A 23572-nucleotide genomic window follows, 5' to 3' on the forward strand; every position below is an offset into this window, starting at 1 on the left:
GGATCTAGATAAACTGGCACAATTGTCGGTTGATTCGTTGGCATAAAAAAGCACCTCCTTAAATTGATACGTTTATCGTACCGGAGGTGCCAGGGTGTTTATATGCGTTATTTGATTGGGGGCTTACCGTTAACTCCCCTATGTTTAGCTTTAATAAAATAAAAAAAGCCAGCAAATGCTGACTTTTTCGTTACCCAATCGTTAATGGGGGCTCATCATATACCAATTGTGTAATGGTATTGCCTTCTCCCATAATCGCAATACGCGGCACATTTTTTATTGCTTGCTCTGTTGTCATTTGCGCATAAGCAATAATAATAATAATATCTTGAGGTTGTACTAAACGCGCAGCTGCGCCGTTAACACAAATGACACCACTACCTCGCTCGCCTGCAATCGTATACGTTTCGAAACGTGCACCATTATTATTGTTAACAATGGCTACAAGTTCGTTTGGTAAAATACCAACGGCCTCTAAAATATCTTGGTCAATCGTAATCGAACCGACATAGTTTAAATTAGCCTCTGTCACCTGTGCGCGGTGAATTTTAGCGTGCATCATCGTTCGTAACATTTATACGACCTCCCAAATAATATTGTCAATTAAGCGTGTTTTACCTACAAAGACAGCAACAGCTAAAACGAAGCGTTTAGTCGAAGCGGTCGGTTCAGTTAAATCAGGATAGGCAAGCTTTGTTAAATAATCAATTTTACCACCTGTTGCTCTTTCAATGGCTTCCTTTGTCGCTTCTCTCGTCTGTTTTCCTTGTTGTAGACGTGTTAGCTCCTTATAAATCGCAGGGGCTTTATCACGTTGCTCTTTCGTTAAATACACATTGCGTGATGACTTAGCCAGACCATCCGCCTCTCGTACAATCGGCACAGCGCAAATTTCAATAGGGAAGTTAAAATCACGCACCATTGTTTCAATAATCGCAAGTTGTTGCGCATCCTTTTGGCCAAAATAGGCGCGTGTCGGTTGCACAATATTAAATAATTTTGCGACAACTTGTACAACACCGTCGAAATGTGTAGGTCGTGACGCCCCGCAAAGCTTACTTGCCATAGCACCTGCCTGTAGCACTACACTGCCATTTACGGGATACATTTCTTCAACGGATGGCGCAAAAATAAAGTCTACACCTGCTTCTGCGGCTAGCTTACTATCACGCGCTAAATCACGCGGATAACTTTCAAAATCTTCATTTGGCCCAAACTGTGTTGGGTTAACAAAAATACTCATCACTACCGTATCATTTTGTGCTTTCGCCGCTGCTACCAACGCTAAATGCCCTTCATGCAAATACCCCATTGTTGGTACGAGCGCAATGCTACCTTGGCGTAATGAACTTAGCGCTTTACGTAACTGTGTGATTTCTGTAATTACTTGCATGTTTTTACGCCTCCATATAATGCTTCTAGTGTTTCTTCTTGCATAGAAAAACTTTGATTAAGCGTAGGGAAAGCGCCACTTTTTACTTGCTTTGCGTATTCGCCAATCGCTGTCGTCATTAATGCATTAACGTTTGCGTACTGTTCAACAAATTTAGGCACATGATGTTTACCATAGCCAAGTACATCGTGATAAACGAGCACTTGACCATCTACGTTAGCACCTGCACCAATGCCAATGACAGGTATCGTTAATTCATCCGCGACAATTTTGGCTAATTGATGGGGCACACATTCAAGAACTAAAGCAACAGCGCCTGCCTGCTCACATGCTTTCGCGTCCTTAACGAGTTGCTTAGCTTCTGCCATCGAGCGTCCTTGTACTTTATAACCTCCCATAACTTGAGCAGACTGCGGTAGCAAGCCTAAATGTGCTACACAAGGAATGCCTGCTGTCGTTAATTTTTGCATCACTGTAATCACTTCGCCCGCCCCTTCTAATTTAAGTGCATTGGCGTATGTTTGCTGCATCATATGTGTAGCGGTTTGCAATGTTGTATGAAAGTCCCCATGGTAAGAAGCGAATGGCATATCAACGACAATAAAAGTCGAAGGAGCTCCTCTACGCACAGCTTTTGCGTGATGTACCATATCAGCGACTGTTACAGGTAGTGTAGAGTCATAACCAAGTACTACCATACCTAGTGAATCACCTACTAATAGCATATCAACACCAGCTTCTTCCGCTTGACGCGCAGCAGGATAATCGTATGCTGTTAGCATTACAATTTTCTCATTACTTTCTTTCATTCGATAAAAATCACTTGTGGTTTTCATGTAAATTCCTCCTTTTACTGAGGAAGAAAACGAAAAAACCCTTCTAGCTAAAAAAGGGCAGAAGGGTAGTGTAAGCTACATGTGTTTTCTTCCGTCCCTGTCACATTGGATCAAGGCAGATTATTTTTTAATGTATTAAAAAAACAAGTAGGTACTGTTCATTACTGATACAGTCCTACTTGTCACTATACAAGAAAGCTTCACTTTTTTCTACAATATTTTAATATCTGCTGTATAAACTTCTACTACTTCGCCGCTATCTTTTTGTACTTGTAACACACCGTCTGCACTAATACCGATTGCTTGACCTTCAAACACTTCACGAGGAGTAGTGACGTGCAAACGTTGCCCTATCGTACAAGATGCTTCTTCCCATAGCTCGCGAATACGACCAAAGCCATTTTTCACATACATATTCGTGTAATGTTCGAGGAAGAATAAAAAGTTAGCAATTAGAGCTGGGCGGTCAATTTCTTCACCCTCTTCAATTTTTAATGAAGTAGCAATTGGGCGTAACTCTTCTGGGAAGTCTTCCTCATCTTGGTTAACGTTAATGCCTACTCCGATAAGTAAAGCTTGCACAACATCTGACTCTGCTTGCATCTCGGTTAAAATACCTGTGCACTTTTTACCATTAATTAAAATATCATTCGGCCATTTAATTTGCGGGTCACTAATATTTAACATCGCTTTCATCGTATTAACGACCGCTACAGCTGTGACTAACGTAAACTGTGGTGCACGATGTGGCGGAATATCGGGACGCAAAATAATCGTCATCCAAATACCTTTACGACGTGTTGATTCCCAAGGACGCATCATGCGCCCCTTGCCAGCTGTTTGCTCCTCACTAATAACGACCGTACCATGAGGTGCACCGTCTTGTACAAGGCGATGTGCAACCGTTTGTGTAGAATCGACTACGTCATAATAATAAATTTCTTTTCCAAGCGCCTCTGTCCGCGTAGCAAGCTCTGCTTTAATTTGAGCTGCTGTAACGGTATTTGGTACTCCAGTTAATACATAACCTTTTTTCTTAATCGTCTCAAATGAATAGCCTTCTTCTTCTAACGCTTTCATGTGTTTCCAAATAGCCGTACGGGACACATGAAACTCATCAGCTAACTTTTGACCAGAGACCGCTTTACCGTTTGAAGCGAGCAATTGTTTAATAATTTTATCTTTGATCGACGCCATTGCAATACCAGCTCCTTATTTGTTGTTGCGTATTGTCGATTTCCTCGTATAATACAGCTCGTTCTATTTCTTGTAGTGCTTGTTGTAACCATTTACCTGGCTTTTTATTGCACCACTTTTGCAAATCATGACCGTCTACCGCTAACGCTTGACGTGACTGAATTGGTAGTCGTGCTTTATTTTGTAATACGTCTTCTTCACTTAATTTCGTTCTTTGCAAGTGACGCGCGATACGTACCGCACTACATAATACATTGCCATCATATCGATAGTAATCTAGACGTGTAAAACCGCGCTCCACAAGCGCATCAAATGCGAGGTGAATCTGCTTTACACTACGCTTTTCTTGATTGGTTAAACGATAGTGAGAGGCGATATGAGGTTGCGTGCGATTATAATGTAAAAAATAAGCCCAACCTTCTTCGACAGTTTTAGGCTTAAAACCACGCCACGTTTGCGCACGCCACACGCCTGGTAATACTTTTACTAAATCGGTTTCTTCCATTAAGCGAATGGCCTCAGTTATTGCTTCACCTTGCCATATTTTATCAATTTCTTGCTTAATCCGTTCTCTCGCAACATAGGCTAAATCAGCCGAACAGCTTTGTATCGCGTCTTTAGTCTGCCTATCAACCGTAAAGTTAAGCTGTGCAACAAACCGAACGGCGCGTAACATTCGCAAAGCATCTTCACTGAAGCGCTCCTTTGCATCCCCTACCGCACGTACGATTTTAGCAGCTAAATCAGCTTGGCCTCCAAAGTAATCAATGATTGTATGATCTTTCGTTAATGCCATTGCATTAACGGTAAAATCACGTCGTGCTAAATCATCACGTAAACTACGTACAAAATGTACTGTTGAAGGGCGTCTGTGGTCTTCATAAGTTCCTTCTACTCGAAATGTCGTCACTTCAATAGGCGCAAGCGGATGTACAACAATAACCGTACCGTGTAAGATACCTACATCAACCGTTGTCGTAAATAAAGACTGCACTTCCGTAGGCAATGCACTCGTTGCCACATCCACATCGTGGACATCTTTACCTAAAAGCTGATCGCGCACCGCGCCACCTACAATATAGGCTTCGAAACCTGCACGCTGTAAGGTTGCAATAACTTCGAAAGCAGCTAGCCATGCTTTATTATTCATAGCGTTTCACCACTTCATAATATAGCGCCTCATACTGCGCAACAATTTTACTTGAATGGAAATTATGGTAAACCGACTGCACAGCTGCTTCTCTGAAGGCTTGATGCTTTTGTGGGTCTTTAAATAAATCAAGCACGCGCTGAGCAGCTAGCGTAACATCACCTAAAGGTACGATATAACCATCGACACCGTCGGTAATGACTTCTGGGATACCGCCAATATTTGTCCCGATACACGGCACACCACATGCCATGGCTTCAAGTAAAACGAGACCGAATGATTCCTTTTCAGACAGCAGTAACTTCACATCACTAATGGCATATAGCTCAGTTAAGCTTTCTTGTTTACCTAAAAACAATACGTCTGCTTCATGTTCATACTGGCGCACGCAATCTGCAATGCGTTGTTTTTCTGGACCGTCACCTACGAGTAATAGCTTCGCTGGCATTTGTTCGCGCACACGCATAAATGTGGCAATGATATCTTCAACACGTTTAATTTTTCTAAAATTAGAAACATGAATCATGACGCGTTCATCTGCCTGAATACCGAACTGCGCTTTTAAATCTCCCGTTTCTACGGGGTGGTATTCATGCTCATCGACAAAATTATACACGGTCTCAATAGGCTTTTTCGTATTAATCAACTCATAGGTTTGTTGTTTTAATGAATTCGAAACGGTTGTCACAATATCCGATTCGTCAATACCATACTGAATTGCACGCGCTAAATTTGAATCTTGCCCTAACACTGAAATATCCGTACCGTGTAAGGTCGTTACGATGCCAATAGCTCGCTTGCTCATACCACGCGCTAATACAGCACATACCGCATGAGGAATGGCGTAGTGAACGTGCAACACATCTAATCCTTCATCTTGAATAACATCGGCCATCTTACTTGCTAAGGCGATGTCATACGGTGGGTATTGAAACACAGCATAGTTATTGACAGACACTTCATGGAAGAAAACATTTGGATACATTTTATTTAAACGAAATGGCACACTTGAAGAAATAAAGTGAATCTCGTGGCCTTTTTCAGCGAGTAATTTACCTAGTTCTGTAGCAATTACACCTGATCCTCCTACAGTAGGATAACAAGTAATACCAATTTTCAATTTTTTCATAGCCTCATCCCTTTCTTACGAGCGGTTTTGCTGAATGAGACGCCAATCTACGAAACCTTCTTGCAAACCTTTTAATAAAATCTCTGCTGTACCCATATTCGTTGCAAGTGGCACATTATACACATCGCATAAACGAATCAACGCTGACACATCTGGCTCATGTGGTTGTGCGGTGAGCGGATCGCGGAAAAAAATCACCATATCCATCTCATTATTGGCAATCATTGCACCAATTTGTTGATCACCACCTAGAGGTCCTGATTTAAAACGGTGCACAGGTAAGTGAGTCGCATCGATAACACGCTTCTCTGTAGTCCCTGTAGCATATAAAGTATGCTGACGTAAAATCTTTGTGTAAGCAATCGCAAATTCTACGAGCAATTCTTTTTTTTGGTCATGTGCAATCAATGCAATTTTCATGGATAATGCCTCGCTTAAATTAAATTTTCTAGTCCGTAAATTAATGTTTGTTGTGTCATAACTTCTTCTACACAATACGCAACACCCGACATAAACGATCCACGGTTAAATGAATCATGACGAATCGTCAAAAGTTGACCATCGCCACCGAATAAAACTTGTTGATGTGCAACGAGTCCCGGTAAGCGAACTGAGTGGATGTGCATCCCGTCGAAATTAGCCCCGCGAGCCCCTGCATACGTTTCTTTTTCATTCGGGTGCCCCTGTTCCTTAGCTGTACGCACTTCTTGAATCATTTGGGCTGTTTTTAAACCCGTACCTGATGGTGCATCAAGCTTTTGATCATGGTGCATTTCGATAATTTCCACGTCTGGGAAAAAGCGCGCTGCTTCTTTCGCAAACTTCATCATTAGTATCGCTCCTACTGCGAAGTTAGGCGCTATAATGCAACCACGCTTTTGTTGCTGTGCTAACGTAGTTAACTCAGCTAACTGCTCATCGGTAAAGCCTGTCGTACCTACCACTGGTCGAATACCTAGCGTTAAAGCTTGTTTTGTATGCGTGTATACCACTTCAGGACTTGTTAAATCAATTAATACATCCGGTGCTGTGGCTTCATTGAGCTCAGCTAAATCTGTATAAACAGGTACGGTATAATCCGTTGGAAATAACCCTGTATCTGCCAATGTTGTATTTGCATTTTTATAATCAAGTGCCGCTACTAACATCATCTTGTCATTTTTAATTACGGTATGCACCGCTTCTTGCCCCATCTTCCCTCTTGCTCCTGCAATTGCTACTTTAATCAATTTTTCTCATCCTTTCTAGTCCAGCGATCTTTGTCGCGCGTTTCAAATTTATGTAAGACCTTATCGAGCGCTTCATCCATTGCAATACCTTGCGAATTTGCAAAACAAATTAACACGAAAAAGAAATCACCCAACTCTTCCGCTAAACTACTTTCAGCTTCTGTGGCTTTTTTCTTTTTTTGTCCATGTACATGTTGGACTTCACGTGATAACTCACCCAGTTCTTCAGTTAACCGTGCAAGCATTTCAAAAGGCGGAAAGTAGCCTTCTTTAAATTGACTAATATAAGCATCTACACGGCTTTGTAATTGTTGCATTGTTGGTTTTGTCATTTGTTACACTCCTTACTACTATATACTATTAGCTTACCATTCGTACGCTTTCTTGCCTATAATTGCATGTACAAAAAAAGACATCTCTACAAACCGAGATGTCACTTTTTTAGTCATCTGAACGCATGCCGATAAAAATAAGCAATAAACGTGCAAGCTCCATTACAGCTACTAGCGTCGCAGCAACGTATGTCATTGCAGCAGCGTTTAGCACTTTTCGCGCACTACGCTCCTCATTGTTACGTAAAATACCCGTAGCGACAAGCTGATTCATCGCTCGATTTGAAGCATCAAATTCTACAGGTAAGGTTACAATTTGGAAAAGCACACCTGCAGCTAACAAACCGATACCGACTAATAACATACCTGACATATTTGCAAACAAGCCAATCATGACAAAAATCCATGATGCACTTGATGAAATATTAGCAACCGGCACTAGTTTACTGCGTAATGTTAAAAACGAGTAAGCTTCTGCGTGTTGAATAGCATGCCCTACTTCATGAGCCGCAACAGCATTACCTGCAATACTTGTCTCATAAAAATTACTTTCGGATAAAGCTACTGTCTTTGTTGCAGGATTATAATGATCCGATAAAAAACCTTGATTTGGTACAACACGCACGTCAAATAGACCGTTATCATCTAATATTTTACGTGCTACTTCCGCACCCGTCATGCCTGACTGTGCATGAACATCTGAAAATTTGTTATACGTGGACTTCACCTTAAATTGTGCATACATTGGCAATGCCAAGATGACAATAAAATAAACAATATACATGCCTAATCCCACTATTCTCTCTCCCTTACATTAAAGCTACTTATAGTTTACTTACTCCCAATCGTTTCGGCAACCAATCCGCGCTTTTTTATGCAATAAATCGCTATTCCAATACATGCCATCGATAACCAAAACGTCACGTAGCCAATATAAGGCATATATTTTGTCAACGGACCATAAATCGGCATTTGACCAAAGACATAATCGATTACATCATTATGTAGCGTCCAAATAGCCGCTACGGCAACATGCCAATACGTAAAGCTATAATAAGCCATATAAACAATAGCCTGTACCGCCATAGCACCATGTGAAAATACGAGCATCCAACCGTCAAAACCAATATCGCCAATCTCTGTTAGCATAAGCAAGTTCATCCCCACGGCCCATACCCCGTACTTTACTAACGTAATAAGTGCTAATGCCTCCATAAGACGCCATTGCTTACCCATCAACCAGGCCATTAAGACAAAACAAAAGAATAAACTAGCGGTTGGACTATCTGGTACAAAAATATAAAAAATAGGACGTGTAATCGCTAATTGCCCACCATACCAATAATAACCATATATCGTACCAATTGCATTAATGATTAGTAACAACCATAAAAATTTGCGAGACGTTACAATATATTTTAACTGCGGGGATAATTGCATTCGGTTCTCTCCTTAAAAAAAAGAGATGTCACATAAGTTTATGCAACTTATTTGACACCTCTACCTATTATTCTTCTTCTTTAAGGCTAGCGATAAATTCAGCTAACTCTTTAAGTTCTTCGTCAGAACCTGCGAAAGTGCCACCTGGCATACCTGGTGCTTTACCATCATGCGCAATTGTTTCAATTTCTTCAGCTTCTAAACCTGTGTTAATTAACATTGGGCCTGCGCCACCTGTTAAGTCGCCACCGTGACATCCGATACATGAAGCAGCTGGACCTGCATCATCCATCCAGATTTCATATCCTGGCATATCTTTAAAGTCTTCAATATCAACTTTTGGACCTTCACCTAAGTCAGAAGGTTTAATTTCACCTTGAGCTTTAGCTGCTTCCCAGTCGTGGTTAACAACAGACTCCCAAGTTAAGTAGAAAATAGATGCTACTGCTAAAAGCATGAATGCTGTTGGCAGTGGACGCTTAGATGGACGACGCTCTGGCGTTGTATCTAAGAAAGGCATTAGCATTAATGCACCAAATGCTAAACCTGGCATAACGATTGCTCCGATAATATTATATGGACCTGAAGCAAATGAGTACTTTAATAATTGGTACACGAATAAGAAGTACCAGTCTGGTAATGGAATATATGCTGCGTTCGTTGGATCCGCTGGGCCCTCAAGTGGCGATGGGTGACCAACTGTTAGCAATAAATATCCGATTAAGAATACTGCCCCTACCATCCATTCTTTTAACAAGAAGTCTGGCCAGAACGCTTCTGTTTTACCAGGGTATTCGGAATAATCTTTTGGAAGATTTGGCATGCGGTGATTTGCTTTAATACGTGAGTCACCGACGAATTTCATTCCTTTTCCGCGTTGCATAGTGTCCCCTCCTTTATATACTTAAAAAATAATGCGATTTAAATCATAGTGGACCTGAAATACCTTGACGACGAATCATGATAAAGTGAGCTGCTAATAATGCAAATAATGCAGCTGGTAAGAAGAACACATGAATCGCGAAGAAACGCGTTAACGTTTGAGCACCGATAATAGTCGTGTCACCCGCTAATAATACTTTAATCATATCACCAATGAATGGTACAGAACCCGCAATTTCAAGACCTACTTTAGTTGCGAATAACGCTTTCATATCCCATGGTAATAAGTAACCTGTGAAACCTAAACCAATCATAACACCAAAAATACCTACACCAACAATCCAGTTTAATTCACGAGGCTTTTTATATGAACCTGTGAAGAATACACGAAGTGTATGTAAGAACATCATTACGATAACTAATGAAGCTCCCCAGTGGTGCATACCACGAACGATTTCGCCGAATGCTACTTCGTTTTGTAAGTAATAAACTGATTTCCAAGCATTCTCAACGTCAGGTACATAATACATTGTTAAGAACATACCTGATAAAATTTGAATTACTGTAATGAAGAATGTTAATCCTCCGAAGCAGTATACGAATGCAGAGAAGTGATGGGCAGGGTTTACGTGTTCTGGTACTTCATGGTCGGCGATATCACGCCAAATTGGTGTAATATCAAGTCGTTCATCGACCCAATCATAAATTTTATTTAGCACTGATTTCGTACCCCCTTACAATCATTTTTTAACTAACGTATTTGGTCGTACTGGACCGATTAATAATAGTCCATCTTTTTCTTCCACTTCAAACTCATCTAGTGGGCCTAGAGGTGGTGTACCCGGAATGTTCTCACCATTTTTATGGTAACGACCTGCGTGACATGCACAGAAGAATTCATCTGGGTGGTTTTTGTCACCTTCCCAACCTACTGTACAACCTAAGTGCTTACAAACTGGTGATAAAGCTACTACTTTATCGCCTTCTTTATAAACCCATGCCATTGCAGTTACATCCGATTTGTACCATGCATCAACTTGCTCGAATGAGAAGTTAACTTTTACTGGTGTTTCAGTTAGTTCAGCAACTTTTTGATCAGTTGGAACGAAGTCACCTGCGCCTTTACTTTGTAAAACTGGGTCAATCGCGAAACGAACCATCGGCATTAACATACCTGCCGCCATGAATCCACCAACACCTGTTAATGTGTAGTTAAGAAACTGACGTCTTGAAACTCGATTGTTACTCATCTTTTTCCCCCCTCTAACTTAAAGGTCAGTCCAACGGACATACTTTTAATAAATAGTAATACTAGGACATATCCATGATATATCAATAAAATAGGTAGGTCAATATCGCATTCAATTCATTTGGCAAGTTTGTGAACATTTATTGAATGTATTTTCTAGGCTTGCGACCATTTTGCAGAAAATACCGGAATAACTTGCGCTAATTGGTCTTCTAAAATTTTATTTTTAACAGTAGCGTCCATCGACTCTAATGGAATAGACGGTAACCATACAACTGTGTGTGTTTGTTGAAGTGCAGTTAAACTATGATCAGATGTCATAAAGAATACATGTTTAAAGCCTGCTTCTTTTAATTTTTGTTCAAACAACAACATTGCGCCGCTTTGGTCAACACCTTTTAAATAAGTAATAGGCGGCATTAGCATAATACGTCCCTTAAACTGATGTTCAATAAAATTTGTTAAATTTAATAAGTAATCCGATGCCGAACTGCTCTGTTTAATGCCGTCCTCACTCAAATCAATTTGCACAAGGGGCACAATAACTGTATCAATGAATGGCTTATTTGCTAAAAAGTCACTCACGTCTTTTACCGTAAAAAGCATAAACTTCCCTCCAACTAAAAATAACGCCTTGTAAGGCTCGTTACTAAATGTAACACATTTCACCTTACAATAGCGTTATTAATTTCAGCTTTTCAATTGCTCATATTGCTTGCTTAATTGTAAAAACCTTTCTTTATCACCATGGTCAAGTGCCTCATCTAACGCTACAAGAAGTTGCTTTACGCTATAATCTAAAGCGAGAGCTGCCGCTTCCTCAGCCGCCCCGTAGTGCTTTTTAGGTTCTTCAGGTCCGTAATGATGCGTTTCTAATACTGCAACATAATAAGGGTTTGTCATCGCTTGTGGCATTTTTATTTCCATATAAATCGCTCCGTCATGTAAGCGAACGTCATGAAATGCTTTTTCTGCATCTTGGATGTGTAAGCCACCCGTATAATACTGGAAATCCACTAGTTCTTCTGTGGCGATAATAATAGCGCGTGGACAATAATGTGCGCGTTCAACAAAATGTACGCGATCTAATATTTTATCATTACTTATTAAATAATTTAATAACCAAACGCTCTCACGTGTTTTAATGTCGTGATGAGCAAGAAACCAAGTAATAAATTGTCGCTTATCCTCTACTGAAATAGATAGGTTCAAACACTCACTCCTCCTCTAACGTTTCAACAAGCGCTGGCCATTCCGTAACGTAATCTTGTAGCGTCATTAACTTCTTCGCTACTGCTAACGCATCTCTTCGGCGTCCTTCCTCTAGTAAAAAGTAAACATATTCGGCTAAGAACGCCGCATCGTCAGCAAACTCTCGATACGCTGCATCATAATACGCACTCGCCTCTTCGAATTGCTCTTCCATCGCATAGGCCTTCGCGATAAATGGATACAGTGCTGTCCAATTAAATTGTTGTGCACGTAATGTTTCACTTAATTCAATAACGCTCTCATAATCTTCTTGCTCGGCTAAATACGCGGTTAGCGTCATAATGGCTTCCATGTACTCAGGATCAAGGGCTATCGCTTCACGTAAATGTTGTTCGGCCTCTGTAGTAGAGCCTAGCTTTAACGCTAATTTGCCTGCATACAAATATAAACCTTTATTATATTCATCCCGTTGCAAACCTTGTAACACGGTTTGATAAGCATCTTGTAAAAGCTCTTGTTGCTCATAACATTGCGCGAGTAAAACATAGGCTGAAAAATAATCCAGATCAAGCGCGAGTAACTCTTCTAATGTTTTGCTCGCATACGCAAATTGCTCCGTTTGAAACGCGGCATACGCTGCACCAAATAGTACATCAGGTTTTACTTCATCTTCAAGTGCTACTTTATAATATGTCAATGCTTCTTCGTAGGCCGCGCCTGCGCGATACACTTCAGCTAAACGCTCAGCAATAGCTACCGCACCAATATGAGTTTGTTGTTCATATAAGCTTTCATAAAGGCGAGATGCCTCTAAAAAACGACCAACTTCCGTCAATAACTCCGCTTTAGCAAATTGTACTAATGGCTCATGTGGAAGTAATACAAGTGCTTGATCTAAGCGTTGCATCGCTGCCTCAAATAGCCCTTGCATTTGATAATAGTCAGCTAGTGCTAACAATGCTTGAGGGTACTCCTCCGCCTCTTCATCGATTTGCATTAATAAATCGAGTGCTTGGTCTTCATACCCTAATTCCATTGCTACATTTGCGCGGTCGATTAAGAGTTGTGGTTCGTCTGGCAATAAAAATAAAAGATGTTGCAACACTTCATCAGCCTGTGTTAAATAGCCATAATACATCAATTGCTCAGCAATCGCATATTGATTTTCCGGTAAAGCATCTATCATAAATTGCGGAAGTAACGTTTCGACTTGTGTAAGATCACCTTGTGCAATTACTTCTGCTAACTGTTCATATTGTTCCATTATGTCACCCATTCTTTTGTCATATCTTCTATGTTAGCGGACTGTGTGAAAGACGACAAGAAAAAAAGCCTCCACTTAAGAGAGACTTTTTGCTAGTTGTTCAATATGTTCAAAAAATGTAGGGTACGAAATGCCGATGCATGCTGTGTCATCAATTGTCACTTCGCCCTCAGCAATTAATGCGGCTATAGCTCCCATCATACCGATACGATGGTCGCCATAAGAAGCTAAATTTGCACCATGTAATGGCGTTGGTCCAGTAATTACCATGCCATCTTCTGTGGCCTCAATCGTTGCACCTAACTTTTTAAGTTCTGTTACTACAGCTTGAATACGATCGGTTTCTTTTACTTTTAGCTCCTCGGCATCCTTAATAATCGTCGTACCGTGCGCTTGCGTTGCGAGCAATGCTAAAATAGGAATTTCGTCGATTAAGCGTGGGATAACGTCGCCTCCAATAATAGTCGCTTGCATCTCGCTCGTTTGTACAGTCAACGTTGCAGTCGGTTCTGCATCTTCCGTAACATCCGTAATCGCTAGTTTAACTTTCATTGCTTGCAATACGTCGATAATGCCATCTCTCGTCGGGTTGAGACCAACATTTTGCAATGTAATTTCACTATTTGGTACGATAGCACCCGCTACTAAAAAGAAAGCCGCAGAAGAAATATCGCCTGGTACTTTAACATGCGTCGCTTGTAGCGGCTGATTACCTGTTAAATGGACAGCGCCATCTTTTGTCGTCACCGCTACACCAAATTGGCGTAACATACGCTCAGTATGATCACGTGATACTACAGCTTCACGTACAATAGTCGTACCCGTTGCATGTAAACCGGCTAATAAAATTGCAGACTTCACCTGAGCACTCGCGACAGGCATTGTATAATCAATCGCTTGTAAAGGCTTTCCTTGAATGGCTAACGGGGTATATTGTCCATTGTTGCGCCCGCGAATATCCGCCTGCATTAAACGCAATGGATCTACTACACGACGCATCGGGCGTTTAGCAATCGACGCATCGCCTGTCATAATCGCATGGATATGCGACCCAGCTAACACACCTAACATAAGACGCGTTGTTGTGCCAGAGTTACCCGTATAAAGTACTTCACTTGGTTCTTCCCAATTATTTATGCCTGGGCTTTCGATTGTGACATTCGTAGCCTGTACGTCAATGTTAACGCCTAGCTTACGAAAACATTTAATGGTATCTAAACAGTCTTCCCCTAATAAAAAGCCCTCTACTGTTGTCGTACCCGTCGCCATAGCCCCGAACATAATAGAGCGATGTGATACCGATTTATCTCCCGGTACGATAAGGCTACCTTGTAAACGAACTGAGCCGTAATGTAATGTTTTTTGCGTCATAGAAAGATGCTCCTTTACGAAATAAATGTTTCAAACTTAGCACGACGTTCAATTGCGGTTGCCGCTCGTTTACGATCTTCTTCATTTTGAAAACTAATTACGAGAACGCCGTAAACATCTTCACGCGACTCTACAATGCGCAAGTTCGTAATACTAATCGCTTCATCAGCTAAGAAACCCGTTACTTCAGAAATTACACCAGGATAGTCAGGCACATCCACATACAAATCAAAACTTGTAAAGAAGGCCCCTGCTCCAATTGGTAGTTCATCTCGCACAGCCTTAGCAGATGCAAAGTACTGTTCAATAGCTTGTTCATCATCGCTTTCTAATAGTTTTTGCACGCGCGTCATTTCTTGTTGCCAATCTTGCAACTGTGCGAGTAGCTCTTTGCGATTTTGCATCGTAATATCACGCCATAAAATAGGATTAGAAGAGGCAATGCGGGTCACGTCCCTAAACCCTCCTGCCGCTAGCGAACGCGTCATTGGATAATTATCATCCTCTGTGCGTAGCTGATGCACGAGTGATGCTGCAATAATATGTGGGAAATGACTTACAACCGCAGTCATATGATCGTGCTCATGCGCAGAAACACTCACTACTTTTGCATGCGTAAATTTTAATAAACTTTCTAATTTCGCCATATTTATAATTTCTTCACCAGCTAAAGGTGTAAGCATATAGTAGGCATTTTCAAACAAATGAGGTTTTGCTGCTAAAATACCACTCTTATGCGAACCTGCCATCGGGTGACCACCAATAAATGTTATACCTTTAGCGCGTAATTCTCCCGCCTTTTGCATGATAGCTTTTTTGGTGCTACCGGTATCTGTAATAATGACGTTAGGCTTAACCTGCCACGTTTTGATGTCTTCCATCCATTGTAGCGTAGCGTTTACAGGTGTCCCGAAAATAATGACATCTGCGATTTCAGCTGCTGCTTCAACATCTTCTACCGCTTCGTGCACAATATGTAGCATCGCTGCTTGCTCGCGTGTTTTAGCATCGCGGTCATAGCCAAAAATACGGACCTCAGGCGCTTTTTGTAAAGCTAAGGCAATTGATCCTCCAATTAGCCCTAGCCCTATTACTAAAACATTACGTGTCATACAAGCACTCCTTGCTCCTGTAACACTTCTTCAAGTTGTTTAAAGAATGCTTCATTTTGCTCTTTTGTACCAATTGTTACACGTAAATAGCCTGGCACACCTAACGCGTTACCACTACGTACGATAAAGCCGCGTTGCATTAACTTTTCAAAAACTACATCGCTATCAGCCTTCACTTCAAACAATACAAAGTTAGTCGCTGATGGGTAGTAATGTAAGCCATGTTTGTTACAAAACGCTTCGAATTGACGTTTACCACTTTCATTAGCCTCAATACATGCTTCAATAAACGCTTGGTCTTTAATTGCAATTTTAGCAATTTCATGACTTAATACTGTATTGTTAAACGGTGCACGCACCGGATCAATTTTAGCGATAATTTCTTCGTTAGCAATGCCGTAGCCTACGCGGAAACCAGCTAAGCCGTAAGCTTTAGAAAACGTACGTAAAATAATAACATTTGGGTACGTATGAATGAGTGGTAGCGTATCTTTATGACGCTCGTCTACTACATACTCATAGTAAGCTTCATCTAGTACGACTAACACATCTTGTGGTACTTGACGTAAAAAGTTTTGAAGTTCGTCATCAGCAATGACGACACCTGTCGGATTATTTGGGCTACATACCCATACGACCGACGTATTTTCATCAATTGCTGCTAACATGGCAGTTAAGTCATGTGCTCCGTTTACTGTAGGTACTTTGCGCACTTCAGCACCTTCAATATCCGCGTTATGTGCATATTGCGAAAAAGATGGATCCGCCATTACAGTATTAACGCCAGGGTAAAGTAATGAACGTGTAATCATCGCAATTAAATCATCAGAGCCATTACCAAAAATCAATTCTTTCTCACTTACTTGTAAATGTTCAGCCATTACGGTACGTAAGCTTTGGGCATAGCCGTCTGGATAAATGGCATGGTTAACATCTGCTCGTTGTAAATAAGCATTTACTTTTGGTGAGCACCCAAAAGGATTCTCATTAGAAGCTAGCTTCACCACTTCTTTTAACCCATACATCTCTTTTACTGCTTCAATCGGCTTACCTGGTTGATAAGCTTTCATATTGTGAATTTGCTGTTTCCATTTCATTCGTACCGTCTCCTCTTTATTTTACTAAGTCTGGTCGTAACTTTACGGCCTCGTTTAAATATACGTGTTGCACTTCTTTTTGCGTTACAGTTACATCCGCATGCATTAATACACGAATACATAGTGGCAGCGCGTGTGCCACATTCATTTCATGCATACACATTACAGGAACATACTGCCACCCTTCCATCAAACGTACAGCTTTTGCTGGAAACGCTGACGTAATATCAGGTGTTGTTGAAATAATGACAGATGTGATTTGCTCAGGCGTTATGTTATTTTGCTCCGCCATTACCGTTACTAATTTAGCAGTTTCTTCCCACACTTGTTCAGCAATATCTGCTTCTACTGTAATAGCACCTCGTAATCCCCTAATCATTGAACATCCCCCTTTAATAAAGCGCGTAAAATTCGATCAATTTCTTCACACTCTTCAAGCGTCACTTCTTTTACTGTCGGTTGACCAACCGCTTCTAGTACGACAAATTGAAGTTGTCCATAAGCTACTTTTTTATCTTTCATTAAATAGCTCGCTAACGTGCTAAAAGTGTAGTCAAATACAGCTGTTAAAGGATAATTATTGCGCACTAAATAAGCGAGTAGTGCTGTCGTGGCCTCACGTGTAATAGTACCGTAACGTTCGCTTAAAAGAAGGGTAAAGAGTAAGCCAATCATGACAGCTTCACCATGCGCAATTTTACCGTAACCAGCTGCCGCTTCAATTGCATGCCCATACGTATGGCCTAAATTTAAATATTTACGTACAGATTGTTCGGTTTCATCTTGAGAAACGATTGCAGCTTTTACTTCGATACCTTTTTGTAAATCACTAGCAAGTTGCGCTGTCGTCATCGTTTGTTGATCGCGTACTAGCAGTTCTGTAAGCCATGCTTCATCTGATAAATACGCATGTTTAACTACCTCTGCCATACCAGAGCGAATTTCTCTAACAGGTAAGCTATTTAACACTGCTAGATCATAAATTACGCCTTGTGGCTGATAAAAAGCACCGATCATATTTTTACCTAACGGATGATTGATTGCTGTTTTACCGCCTACTGCACTATCATGAGCTAAAATTGTAGTAGGTACTTGTATAAACGGGATGCCGCGCATATACGTCGCAGCAATAAAGCCTGTAGCATCGCCTACTGCTCCACCGCCAAAAGCGATAGCTAATGTTTTGCGGGACGCACCTAATTCAAGTAAAAAACTTTGTGCAGCAAAATATTGCTCAAATGTTTTACTCGCTTCACCGCCAGGAAAAATAAATAATTCATACGCATAAGCAAAGTTTTCTGTAAAATAGGCTTGTTGTGCTTGCCATACTGCTTCATCAGTAAAGACAACAATTTTATCTGCCTTCTCTAGCTCCTTAGAAAATGTTGTCATTGCTTCTTTAAGAATGCCTTGCCCGATAACAACATCATAGCTATGCGATGCGGCCGAAACCTTTACATGCTTCATAATTAAAACTCCTTCGTGTACTGGCGATGCGCCGTAATTTGCGCTTGTAATTGAGGCAATTGATCACCGTGGAACTGATCTAAAATTGCGCTTGCAATTTCCCAGGCAATAACGTGTTCTGCCACTACAGAAGCAGCAGGGACTGCGCTACTATCAGAGCGTTCAATACTCGCTTCAAACGCTTCTTTCGTTTCGATATCCACACTTTGTAGTGGTTTATACAATGTTGGGATTGGCTTCATTACACCACGCACTACGATTGGCATACCTGTTGACATACCGCCCTCTAAACCGCCTAAACGATTCGTTGTGCGCGTATAACCGTGCTCTTCATCCCAAACGATCTCATCATGTACTTGTGAACCTTTAAGTCGTGCCATTTCAAATCCTTCACCAAATTCGACACCTTTAAAGGCATTAATGCTTAACATAGCAGCGGCTAATTTCGCGTCTAGCTTGCGGTCGTAGTGAACGTACGAGCCTACTCCTGCAGGCATACCTTCGACGATGACTTCTACTACGCCCCCAATTGTATCGCCAGCTTCTTTCGTTGCATCAATCATTTCTACCATTTTTTTAGATGCTTCTGGATCTAAACAGTAGCACGGGTCATTTTCTACAATTTCACGAATTTCAGCGACTGTTTTACCCGCTGCTAACGTAGTATCTGCACGCACACCACCAATTTCAATAACGTGTGCAATAATATGAATATCTAGTTCTGCTAATAATAGCTTAGCAATAGCGCCTACTGCCACACGTACCGTTGTTTCACGTGCAGAAGAGCGCTCTAATACGTTGCGTAAATCACGGTGACCATACTTCATACCACCTACTAAATCAGCATGTCCTGGTCGTGGACGTGAAATTTGACGCTTAATATCTTCCGGATTAACGCCCTCTTCAAGTGGCTCAACACCCATGATCTTAGTCCAGTGTTTCCAGTCATCATTTTTAACTACAAGCGCTAGCGGTGAACCCAGTGTTTTACCGTGTCGTACGCCACCTACAATATCTGCTGTATCCGTCTCAATTTGCATGCGGCGCCCTCGTCCGTGCCCTCCTTGACGACGTTTTAAATCATGATTAATTTTTTCAATTGATATTGGTAATAATGAAGGTAACCCTTCAATAATAGTTGTTAATTGAGGTCCATGAGACTCTCCTGCTGTTAAGTAACGCATGTGCACTTTCTCCCTTCAACTCACTAAAGTATATGTCTTCCACTATAACATAATTTTTTTCAAAAAACAGCGCTAAATTCTTAATTGTTTGACACAAAGAAAAATTCGAATACTCACGCAATTTATGTTAAAAAAGTGCGCTCCGCCCCTTAAGCGATTAGCGCACTCTACCTTATTGCATCTTACGATAGAAAAATGTATCTTCTACTTCAAACTGATAACGGGCAGGTGAGAAAATCTGCTCGGTTGAACCGACAAATAATACACCACCTGGTTTAAGTGCCTTACTAAAGTTTTGATAGATTTGATCTTTTGCTTCTTCTGTAAAGTAAATCATAACATTACGGCACACAATTAAGTCATGATTACTATCATATGTATCACTTAATAAATTATGCTTTTTAAATGTCACACAGCGTTTAATTTCATCTTTCACACGATAAAATTCGCCTTCTTTTTCAAAATACTTCGCTTTAACTGCTGGCGGCACTTCAGCTAATGAGCGTTCTGGGTAGACGCCACGTTTCGCTTTAGCAATCGCATTCTCATCTAAGTCTGTTGCCATCACTTGAATTTGCGATAGCGGAAGATGTTCTGCAAGTACCATCACTAATGAATAAGGCTCTTCACCAGTAGAGCAGGCAGCGCTCCAAATTTTCAAACGACGATTTCCTTGTAATAAACGAGGGAAAATTTTATTTTGCAACACTTCCCATCGCTTGCCATTGCGATAAAATTCTGACACGTTAATCGTCATGCGATCTAAAAACTCATTCATCATATCGCGATCGCTTTCAACAGCACGTAAAAAGTCTACGAAGTTTTTATAGCCCTTCTTTTCATAAAGAGAGGTTAATCGTCTCTTCATCTGCGCTTCTTTATAGAGTGCCAAATCAATACCTGTTTTTCGTTTAATACCTTCAACGAATTGTTCATAACCTGACATGCTACATCTTTCCTCTCTTTCTGTTGTATGTATCATTATAGCTGATGTAGCTATTTTGCGAAACCGTTTAAACAAAAATACGACCTTGCTACGAGAGCAGGTCGTATCATTCACTATTATAGTGCGTCTTCACCGAAGAATAACGCGATTTCACGTTGTGCTGATGCAAACGAATCAGAACCGTGAATAACGTTGTGTGATACTGTTGTAGAGTAGTCACCACGGATTGTACCTGGTGCAGACTCAAGTGGGTTTGTAGCACCCATCATTAAACGACCAACAGAAATTACGTTTTCGCCTTCCCATACCATTGCAAATACAGGACCTGATGTGATGAATTCTACTAATTCGCCAAAGAATGGGCGTTCAGAGTGCTCAGCATAATGTTGTTTAGCTAATTCCTCTGTAATTGTCATTAATTTTGCACCGCGTAAGTGGAAACCTTTACGCTCGAAACGGTCTACGATATCGCCAACTAGTTGACGTTTAACGCCATCTGGCTTAACCATTAAAAAAGTTTTTTCGATTGCCATGTTGTATACAACTCCTTTAGTTTATCTCAGAAGGCTTTCACCTACCGATAAATAGTATCAAACTATCGCCTATAGTTCAACATATATATTAAAACTTGCGTTTGCCCATAAATAAAGCAATATCGCGCAACTTCTTTTTCGTTGGATGTTTAGGTAATTGTTCAATTTCATTTAATGCTTTTTGTAAATATTTATCGCTTACTTTTTTCGCTTCTTCAATCGCAGGTGAACGACGTAGCGCACTAAGCATCGCTTGACGCTCTTCCTCACTTAACGTGTGCGTAGCAATAACTTTGTCAATATAAGGTTTGACACTTGGGTCATCTTGCGCTAACAAAATAGGCAGGGTAATGTTACCTTGCAGTAAGTCACTGCCCGCTGGTTTACCTAACGCCTCATCTGTTGCCATAATGTCTAAAATGTCATCAATGATTTGGAAGCTCATACCGACAAAATAGCCAAAGCGACGTAAATGACGCACATCTTTATCATTAACTCCTGCTGCTACTGCACCTAACTCACAACTTGATGAAATCAAGAGCGCTGTTTTACGTTTAATGCGACGGAAATAGTCAGTTAAGCTTTGATCTAGTCTAAATTTATCTTCAATTTGAATCACTTCACCATTACAAATTTCCACCATCGTATGCGCTAATATTTGATGCACCCGTGGATTATTTAACGTTGTAATGTACGCTAAAGCGCGCGCAAAAATAAAGTCGCCCACATACATCGCTACTTTATTATTCCACTGGGCTTTAACGGTCTGCCTTCCTCTTCTCATATCAGAGTCATCGATCACATCATCATGAACGAGTGACGCCATATGTATTAGCTCAAGTGGCACGGCAACATTTTTAATTTCTGTAATAGCATAATTGCCAAATTTAGCACCTAATAATACAAAAATTGGACGAATGCGCTTACCACCTGCTTGTAATAAATGGATAGAAGCATCGTTTAGCAAGTGTGAAGACGAGTTTAACGCTTGTTCTAACTCTTTTTCTATAACATCTAAGTCTGATTTCAAATCAGCGTAGAGTAACTTCAACTTCAACTTTTCCACGTAAAAAATCCTTCCTCCATTAGTTTTTAGGTTTATAACCGAAGTGCCCTGCTGCTGCACCACCACTATATGGCTTATATTCAATGCGTTCAAAACCAGTCGTTGCAAACATACGTGCAAGTTGCTTCATTCCAGGGAAATCATTTGCGGATTCCTGTAACCATGAATATTCATCATAGCTTTTCGCAAATACTTTACCAAACGCTGGCATAATATATTTAAAATACAAACGAAATGCTTGACGATAGCCTGGCATCTCTGGTTGCGACGTTTCAAGACATACTACTAGCCCACCTGGCTTTACTACGCGATACATTTCGCTAAGTGTTTGCATATAGTCTGGCACATTACGCAACCCAAAACCAATCGTTACATAATCAAATGTATTGTCTTCAAAAGGTAAAGCCATTGCATTACCTTGCATCAATGTAATTTGTGGGTACGGCACTACTTTATCGCGCCCTACACTTAACATATTTTCACTAAAATCTAACCCTGTCACGTCTCCTGTAGGGCCAGTAGCCTCTGCTAAAGCAATTGTCCAGTCAGCTGTGCCACAGCAAACGTCTAACACCTTAGCCCCTTTTTCAACTTGCATACGCTTCATCACATCTTTGCGCCACAGCACATGCATTTTAAAGCTGATTACGCTATTCATCGTATCATAATTACCTGAGATGCTCTCAAACACCTCATGTACACGTTGTTCTTTTGTTTTTGCCATTATCGTTATGCCTCACTTTTTTTCATACCCCATTCAACAATTAATGCTTTTACTGAAGGAAGTAAAAAGTCTGCTTCTTCAATCATTGTATGCATCTCTTGTTCTAAGGTAGCGATTTGTTCAGCTATAATTGCTAACGTTTCAGTTGGCGTAGCTAAGCGCTCACTTAAGCGCGATAATTGTTGTTGTTCTTCATATAAGCGAACTAATAGCAGCCCTTGCTCAGCAATGGGTATATACGCTGCAAATTGCTCGCACGTAAAATAGCTGCTAATGAGTACACTCTCCATTTGTTGCAGTGTCATTAACCATTGCTCGACAGTTAATGGATCAGTTTCGTAAGCTTTTGCTTTTTGCTCACAGCGCACAATAATTGCTTGCGATAACGCTTGTATAAGTGCGATATCATGTGAAGCTGCTAATAATTGATAGTAGCGTCCGCTATAATAATCACCTGCTAAGACAATAAGCTGTTGCTCTTTTGAAATCGTAGCTTGCTCTTCAATTAAATCATGCGCTGCGAGCGCTGCATGTACGACACCTAAGACGACCGCATTAGCCTCGTGCGCCTCCGTTGCCTCTTTATTGAAAAAGGGTAAGAGCGCGTAAAACATACGCGTATCATCGACGATTGGTGCTCCGGTAAACTGTTGTAAAGTTCTATGACGAACATGCTTAAAAACAGCTTCTTTAAATCGTTGTAATTCATTTTGAGCGTCTGTTACATTCATAGCCCTTGCTCCATTTCACTAGTTAATC

General features: G+C 40.8%; 28 protein-coding genes. All 28 read right to left on the reverse strand.

Annotated elements, in window-relative coordinates; all coding sequences use genetic code 11:
* Nucleotides 1-190: 190 nt before the first annotated feature.
* Nucleotides 191-574 (reverse strand): aspartate 1-decarboxylase, encoded by a 384-nt coding sequence (gene panD / locus DDE80_RS05460; RefSeq protein WP_036141893.1) that lies wholly within the window; start codon nucleotides 572-574, stop codon nucleotides 191-193.
* Nucleotides 575-1393: a pantoate--beta-alanine ligase gene (gene panC, locus DDE80_RS05465; RefSeq protein ID WP_108306666.1), complete on the reverse strand. Its 819-nt coding sequence runs from the start codon at nucleotides 1391-1393 to the stop codon at nucleotides 575-577.
* Nucleotides 1384-2229 carry a 3-methyl-2-oxobutanoate hydroxymethyltransferase gene (gene panB, locus DDE80_RS05470; protein WP_108306667.1) on the reverse strand — a complete coding sequence of 282 codons (846 nt, stop codon included), beginning with the start codon at nucleotides 2227-2229 and terminating at the stop codon, nucleotides 1384-1386. The genes panC and panB overlap by 10 nt, the downstream gene beginning before the upstream one ends.
* A gap of 210 nt (nucleotides 2230-2439) precedes the next feature.
* Nucleotides 2440-3426, reverse strand: coding sequence for a biotin--[acetyl-CoA-carboxylase] ligase (locus DDE80_RS05475; protein ID WP_108306668.1), 987 nt, complete (start codon nucleotides 3424-3426; stop codon nucleotides 2440-2442).
* Nucleotides 3407-4576, reverse strand: coding sequence for a CCA tRNA nucleotidyltransferase (locus DDE80_RS05480; RefSeq protein ID WP_108306669.1), 1170 nt, complete (start codon nucleotides 4574-4576; stop codon nucleotides 3407-3409). Before DDE80_RS05480 ends, DDE80_RS05475 begins: the two co-directional genes overlap by 20 nt.
* Entirely contained in the window at nucleotides 4569-5705 is a 1137-nt protein-coding gene (bshA, locus tag DDE80_RS05485) for an N-acetyl-alpha-D-glucosaminyl L-malate synthase BshA (protein ID WP_108306670.1), read from the reverse strand. The genes DDE80_RS05480 and bshA overlap by 8 nt, the downstream gene beginning before the upstream one ends.
* A 15-nt stretch (nucleotides 5706-5720) precedes the next feature.
* Nucleotides 5721-6125, reverse strand: coding sequence for a methylglyoxal synthase (gene mgsA / locus DDE80_RS05490; protein ID WP_108306671.1), 405 nt, complete (start codon nucleotides 6123-6125; stop codon nucleotides 5721-5723).
* 14 nt (nucleotides 6126-6139) lie between these two features.
* Complete coding sequence (gene dapB, locus DDE80_RS05495; protein ID WP_108306672.1) at nucleotides 6140-6934, reverse strand: 4-hydroxy-tetrahydrodipicolinate reductase; 795 nt, start codon at nucleotides 6932-6934, stop codon at nucleotides 6140-6142.
* Entirely contained in the window at nucleotides 6931-7266 is a 336-nt protein-coding gene (locus DDE80_RS05500) for a nucleotide pyrophosphohydrolase (RefSeq protein ID WP_108306673.1), read from the reverse strand. Before DDE80_RS05500 ends, dapB begins: the two co-directional genes overlap by 4 nt.
* 109 nt (nucleotides 7267-7375) lie before the next feature.
* Nucleotides 7376-8050 (reverse strand): zinc metallopeptidase, encoded by a 675-nt coding sequence (locus DDE80_RS05505; protein ID WP_108306734.1) that lies wholly within the window; start codon nucleotides 8048-8050, stop codon nucleotides 7376-7378.
* A 47-nt stretch (nucleotides 8051-8097) separates the two neighbouring features.
* Entirely contained in the window at nucleotides 8098-8706 is a 609-nt protein-coding gene (gene lhaT / locus DDE80_RS05510) for a lipoprotein heptaprenylglyceryl N-acetyltransferase LhaT (protein ID WP_108306674.1), read from the reverse strand.
* Between the two features lie 67 nt (nucleotides 8707-8773).
* Entirely contained in the window at nucleotides 8774-9589 is an 816-nt protein-coding gene (locus DDE80_RS05515) for a menaquinol-cytochrome c reductase cytochrome b/c subunit (protein ID WP_108306675.1), read from the reverse strand.
* Nucleotides 9590-9632: 43 nt separating this feature from the next.
* On the reverse strand, nucleotides 9633-10307 hold the full coding sequence (gene qcrB / locus DDE80_RS05520; RefSeq protein WP_108306676.1) for a menaquinol-cytochrome c reductase cytochrome b subunit: 675 nt from the start codon (nucleotides 10305-10307) through the stop codon (nucleotides 9633-9635).
* A gap of 21 nt (nucleotides 10308-10328) precedes the next feature.
* Entirely contained in the window at nucleotides 10329-10838 is a 510-nt protein-coding gene (locus tag DDE80_RS05525) for a QcrA and Rieske domain-containing protein (protein WP_108306677.1), read from the reverse strand.
* A gap of 155 nt (nucleotides 10839-10993) precedes the next feature.
* A complete protein-coding gene (locus tag DDE80_RS05530) occupies nucleotides 10994-11443 on the reverse strand; it encodes a DUF2487 family protein (protein ID WP_108306678.1) in 450 nt (149 codons plus the stop codon).
* Between the two features lie 84 nt (nucleotides 11444-11527).
* Nucleotides 11528-12049, reverse strand: a complete 522-nt coding sequence (locus tag DDE80_RS05535) for a YpiB family protein (protein ID WP_108306735.1) — start codon at nucleotides 12047-12049, stop codon at nucleotides 11528-11530.
* A gap of 4 nt (nucleotides 12050-12053) precedes the next feature.
* Nucleotides 12054-13313: a tetratricopeptide repeat protein gene (locus tag DDE80_RS05540; protein ID WP_108306679.1), complete on the reverse strand. Its 1260-nt coding sequence runs from the start codon at nucleotides 13311-13313 to the stop codon at nucleotides 12054-12056.
* A 75-nt stretch (nucleotides 13314-13388) separates the two neighbouring features.
* Complete coding sequence (gene aroA, locus DDE80_RS05545) at nucleotides 13389-14684, reverse strand: 3-phosphoshikimate 1-carboxyvinyltransferase (RefSeq protein WP_108306680.1); 1296 nt, start codon at nucleotides 14682-14684, stop codon at nucleotides 13389-13391.
* A 14-nt stretch (nucleotides 14685-14698) separates the two neighbouring features.
* On the reverse strand, nucleotides 14699-15796 hold the full coding sequence (locus DDE80_RS05550; RefSeq protein WP_108306681.1) for a prephenate dehydrogenase: 1098 nt from the start codon (nucleotides 15794-15796) through the stop codon (nucleotides 14699-14701).
* Entirely contained in the window at nucleotides 15793-16893 is a 1101-nt protein-coding gene (hisC, locus tag DDE80_RS05555; RefSeq protein ID WP_108306682.1) for a histidinol-phosphate transaminase, read from the reverse strand. Before hisC ends, DDE80_RS05550 begins: the two co-directional genes overlap by 4 nt.
* Nucleotides 16894-16909: 16 nt before the next feature.
* Entirely contained in the window at nucleotides 16910-17272 is a 363-nt protein-coding gene (gene aroH / locus DDE80_RS05560) for a chorismate mutase (protein WP_108306683.1), read from the reverse strand.
* The gene (gene aroB / locus DDE80_RS05565; protein WP_108306684.1) at nucleotides 17269-18360 is read right to left on the reverse strand and encodes a 3-dehydroquinate synthase; all 1092 of its coding nucleotides are present in this window, start codon (nucleotides 18358-18360) and stop codon (nucleotides 17269-17271) included. The genes aroH and aroB overlap by 4 nt, the downstream gene beginning before the upstream one ends.
* A 2-nt stretch (nucleotides 18361-18362) precedes the next feature.
* Nucleotides 18363-19544 (reverse strand): chorismate synthase, encoded by a 1182-nt coding sequence (aroC, locus tag DDE80_RS05570; protein ID WP_108306685.1) that lies wholly within the window; start codon nucleotides 19542-19544, stop codon nucleotides 18363-18365.
* 172 nt (nucleotides 19545-19716) lie between these two features.
* Entirely contained in the window at nucleotides 19717-20490 is a 774-nt protein-coding gene (locus tag DDE80_RS05575; RefSeq protein ID WP_108306686.1) for a CheR family methyltransferase, read from the reverse strand.
* Between the two features lie 116 nt (nucleotides 20491-20606).
* Nucleotides 20607-21023 (reverse strand): nucleoside-diphosphate kinase, encoded by a 417-nt coding sequence (ndk, locus tag DDE80_RS05580; RefSeq protein WP_108306687.1) that lies wholly within the window; start codon nucleotides 21021-21023, stop codon nucleotides 20607-20609.
* Between the two features lie 88 nt (nucleotides 21024-21111).
* A complete protein-coding gene (hepT, locus tag DDE80_RS05585; RefSeq protein ID WP_108306688.1) occupies nucleotides 21112-22089 on the reverse strand; it encodes a heptaprenyl diphosphate synthase component II in 978 nt (325 codons plus the stop codon).
* Between the two features lie 19 nt (nucleotides 22090-22108).
* Nucleotides 22109-22813 carry a demethylmenaquinone methyltransferase gene (locus DDE80_RS05590; RefSeq protein ID WP_108306689.1) on the reverse strand — a complete coding sequence of 235 codons (705 nt, stop codon included), beginning with the start codon at nucleotides 22811-22813 and terminating at the stop codon, nucleotides 22109-22111.
* Between the two features lie 5 nt (nucleotides 22814-22818).
* Nucleotides 22819-23544, reverse strand: a complete 726-nt coding sequence (locus DDE80_RS05595) for a heptaprenyl diphosphate synthase component 1 (protein ID WP_108306690.1) — start codon at nucleotides 23542-23544, stop codon at nucleotides 22819-22821.
* Nucleotides 23545-23572 lie beyond the last annotated feature (28 nt).

The sequence above is a fragment of the Metalysinibacillus jejuensis genome, from assembly GCF_003057615.1.
Taxonomy (GTDB): Bacteria; Bacillota; Bacilli; order Bacillales_A; family Planococcaceae; genus Metalysinibacillus; species Metalysinibacillus jejuensis.

Bases quoted from the DNA above. Each gene is read 5' to 3' on its own strand.
- aroA (WP_108306680.1), bottom strand. From the start codon at position 14,684: ATGACGCAAAAAACATTACATTACGGCTCAGTTCGTTTACAAGGTAGC.
- aroB (WP_108306684.1), bottom strand. From the start codon at position 18,360: ATGAAGCATGTAAAGGTTTCGGCCGCATCGCATAGCTATGATGTTGTT.
- DDE80_RS05550 (WP_108306681.1), bottom strand. From the start codon at position 15,796: ATGACACGTAATGTTTTAGTAATAGGGCTAGGGCTAATTGGAGGATCA.
- bshA (WP_108306670.1), bottom strand. From the start codon at position 5,705: ATGAAAAAATTGAAAATTGGTATTACTTGTTATCCTACTGTAGGAGGA.
- panB (WP_108306667.1), bottom strand. From the start codon at position 2,229: ATGAAAACCACAAGTGATTTTTATCGAATGAAAGAAAGTAATGAGAAA.
- mgsA (WP_108306671.1), bottom strand. From the start codon at position 6,125: ATGAAAATTGCATTGATTGCACATGACCAAAAAAAAGAATTGCTCGTA.
- aroH (WP_108306683.1), bottom strand. From the start codon at position 17,272: ATGATTAGGGGATTACGAGGTGCTATTACAGTAGAAGCAGATATTGCT.
- aroC (WP_108306685.1), bottom strand. From the start codon at position 19,544: ATGCGTTACTTAACAGCAGGAGAGTCTCATGGACCTCAATTAACAACT.
- panC (WP_108306666.1), bottom strand. From the start codon at position 1,393: ATGCAAGTAATTACAGAAATCACACAGTTACGTAAAGCGCTAAGTTCA.
- DDE80_RS05505 (WP_108306734.1), bottom strand. From the start codon at position 8,050: ATGTATATTGTTTATTTTATTGTCATCTTGGCATTGCCAATGTATGCA.
- DDE80_RS05480 (WP_108306669.1), bottom strand. From the start codon at position 4,576: ATGAATAATAAAGCATGGCTAGCTGCTTTCGAAGTTATTGCAACCTTA.
- DDE80_RS05475 (WP_108306668.1), bottom strand. From the start codon at position 3,426: ATGGCGTCGATCAAAGATAAAATTATTAAACAATTGCTCGCTTCAAAC.
- DDE80_RS05595 (WP_108306690.1), bottom strand. From the start codon at position 23,544: ATGAATGTAACAGACGCTCAAAATGAATTACAACGATTTAAAGAAGCT.
- DDE80_RS05500 (WP_108306673.1), bottom strand. From the start codon at position 7,266: ATGACAAAACCAACAATGCAACAATTACAAAGCCGTGTAGATGCTTAT.
- lhaT (WP_108306674.1), bottom strand. From the start codon at position 8,706: ATGCAATTATCCCCGCAGTTAAAATATATTGTAACGTCTCGCAAATTT.
- DDE80_RS05590 (WP_108306689.1), bottom strand. From the start codon at position 22,813: ATGGCAAAAACAAAAGAACAACGTGTACATGAGGTGTTTGAGAGCATC.
- DDE80_RS05525 (WP_108306677.1), bottom strand. From the start codon at position 10,838: ATGAGTAACAATCGAGTTTCAAGACGTCAGTTTCTTAACTACACATTA.
- DDE80_RS05515 (WP_108306675.1), bottom strand. From the start codon at position 9,589: ATGCAACGCGGAAAAGGAATGAAATTCGTCGGTGACTCACGTATTAAA.
- DDE80_RS05575 (WP_108306686.1), bottom strand. From the start codon at position 20,490: ATGTCAGGTTATGAACAATTCGTTGAAGGTATTAAACGAAAAACAGGT.
- ndk (WP_108306687.1), bottom strand. From the start codon at position 21,023: ATGGCAATCGAAAAAACTTTTTTAATGGTTAAGCCAGATGGCGTTAAA.
- hisC (WP_108306682.1), bottom strand. From the start codon at position 16,893: ATGAAATGGAAACAGCAAATTCACAATATGAAAGCTTATCAACCAGGT.
- panD (WP_036141893.1), bottom strand. From the start codon at position 574: ATGTTACGAACGATGATGCACGCTAAAATTCACCGCGCACAGGTGACA.
- DDE80_RS05540 (WP_108306679.1), bottom strand. From the start codon at position 13,313: ATGGAACAATATGAACAGTTAGCAGAAGTAATTGCACAAGGTGATCTT.
- DDE80_RS05530 (WP_108306678.1), bottom strand. From the start codon at position 11,443: ATGCTTTTTACGGTAAAAGACGTGAGTGACTTTTTAGCAAATAAGCCA.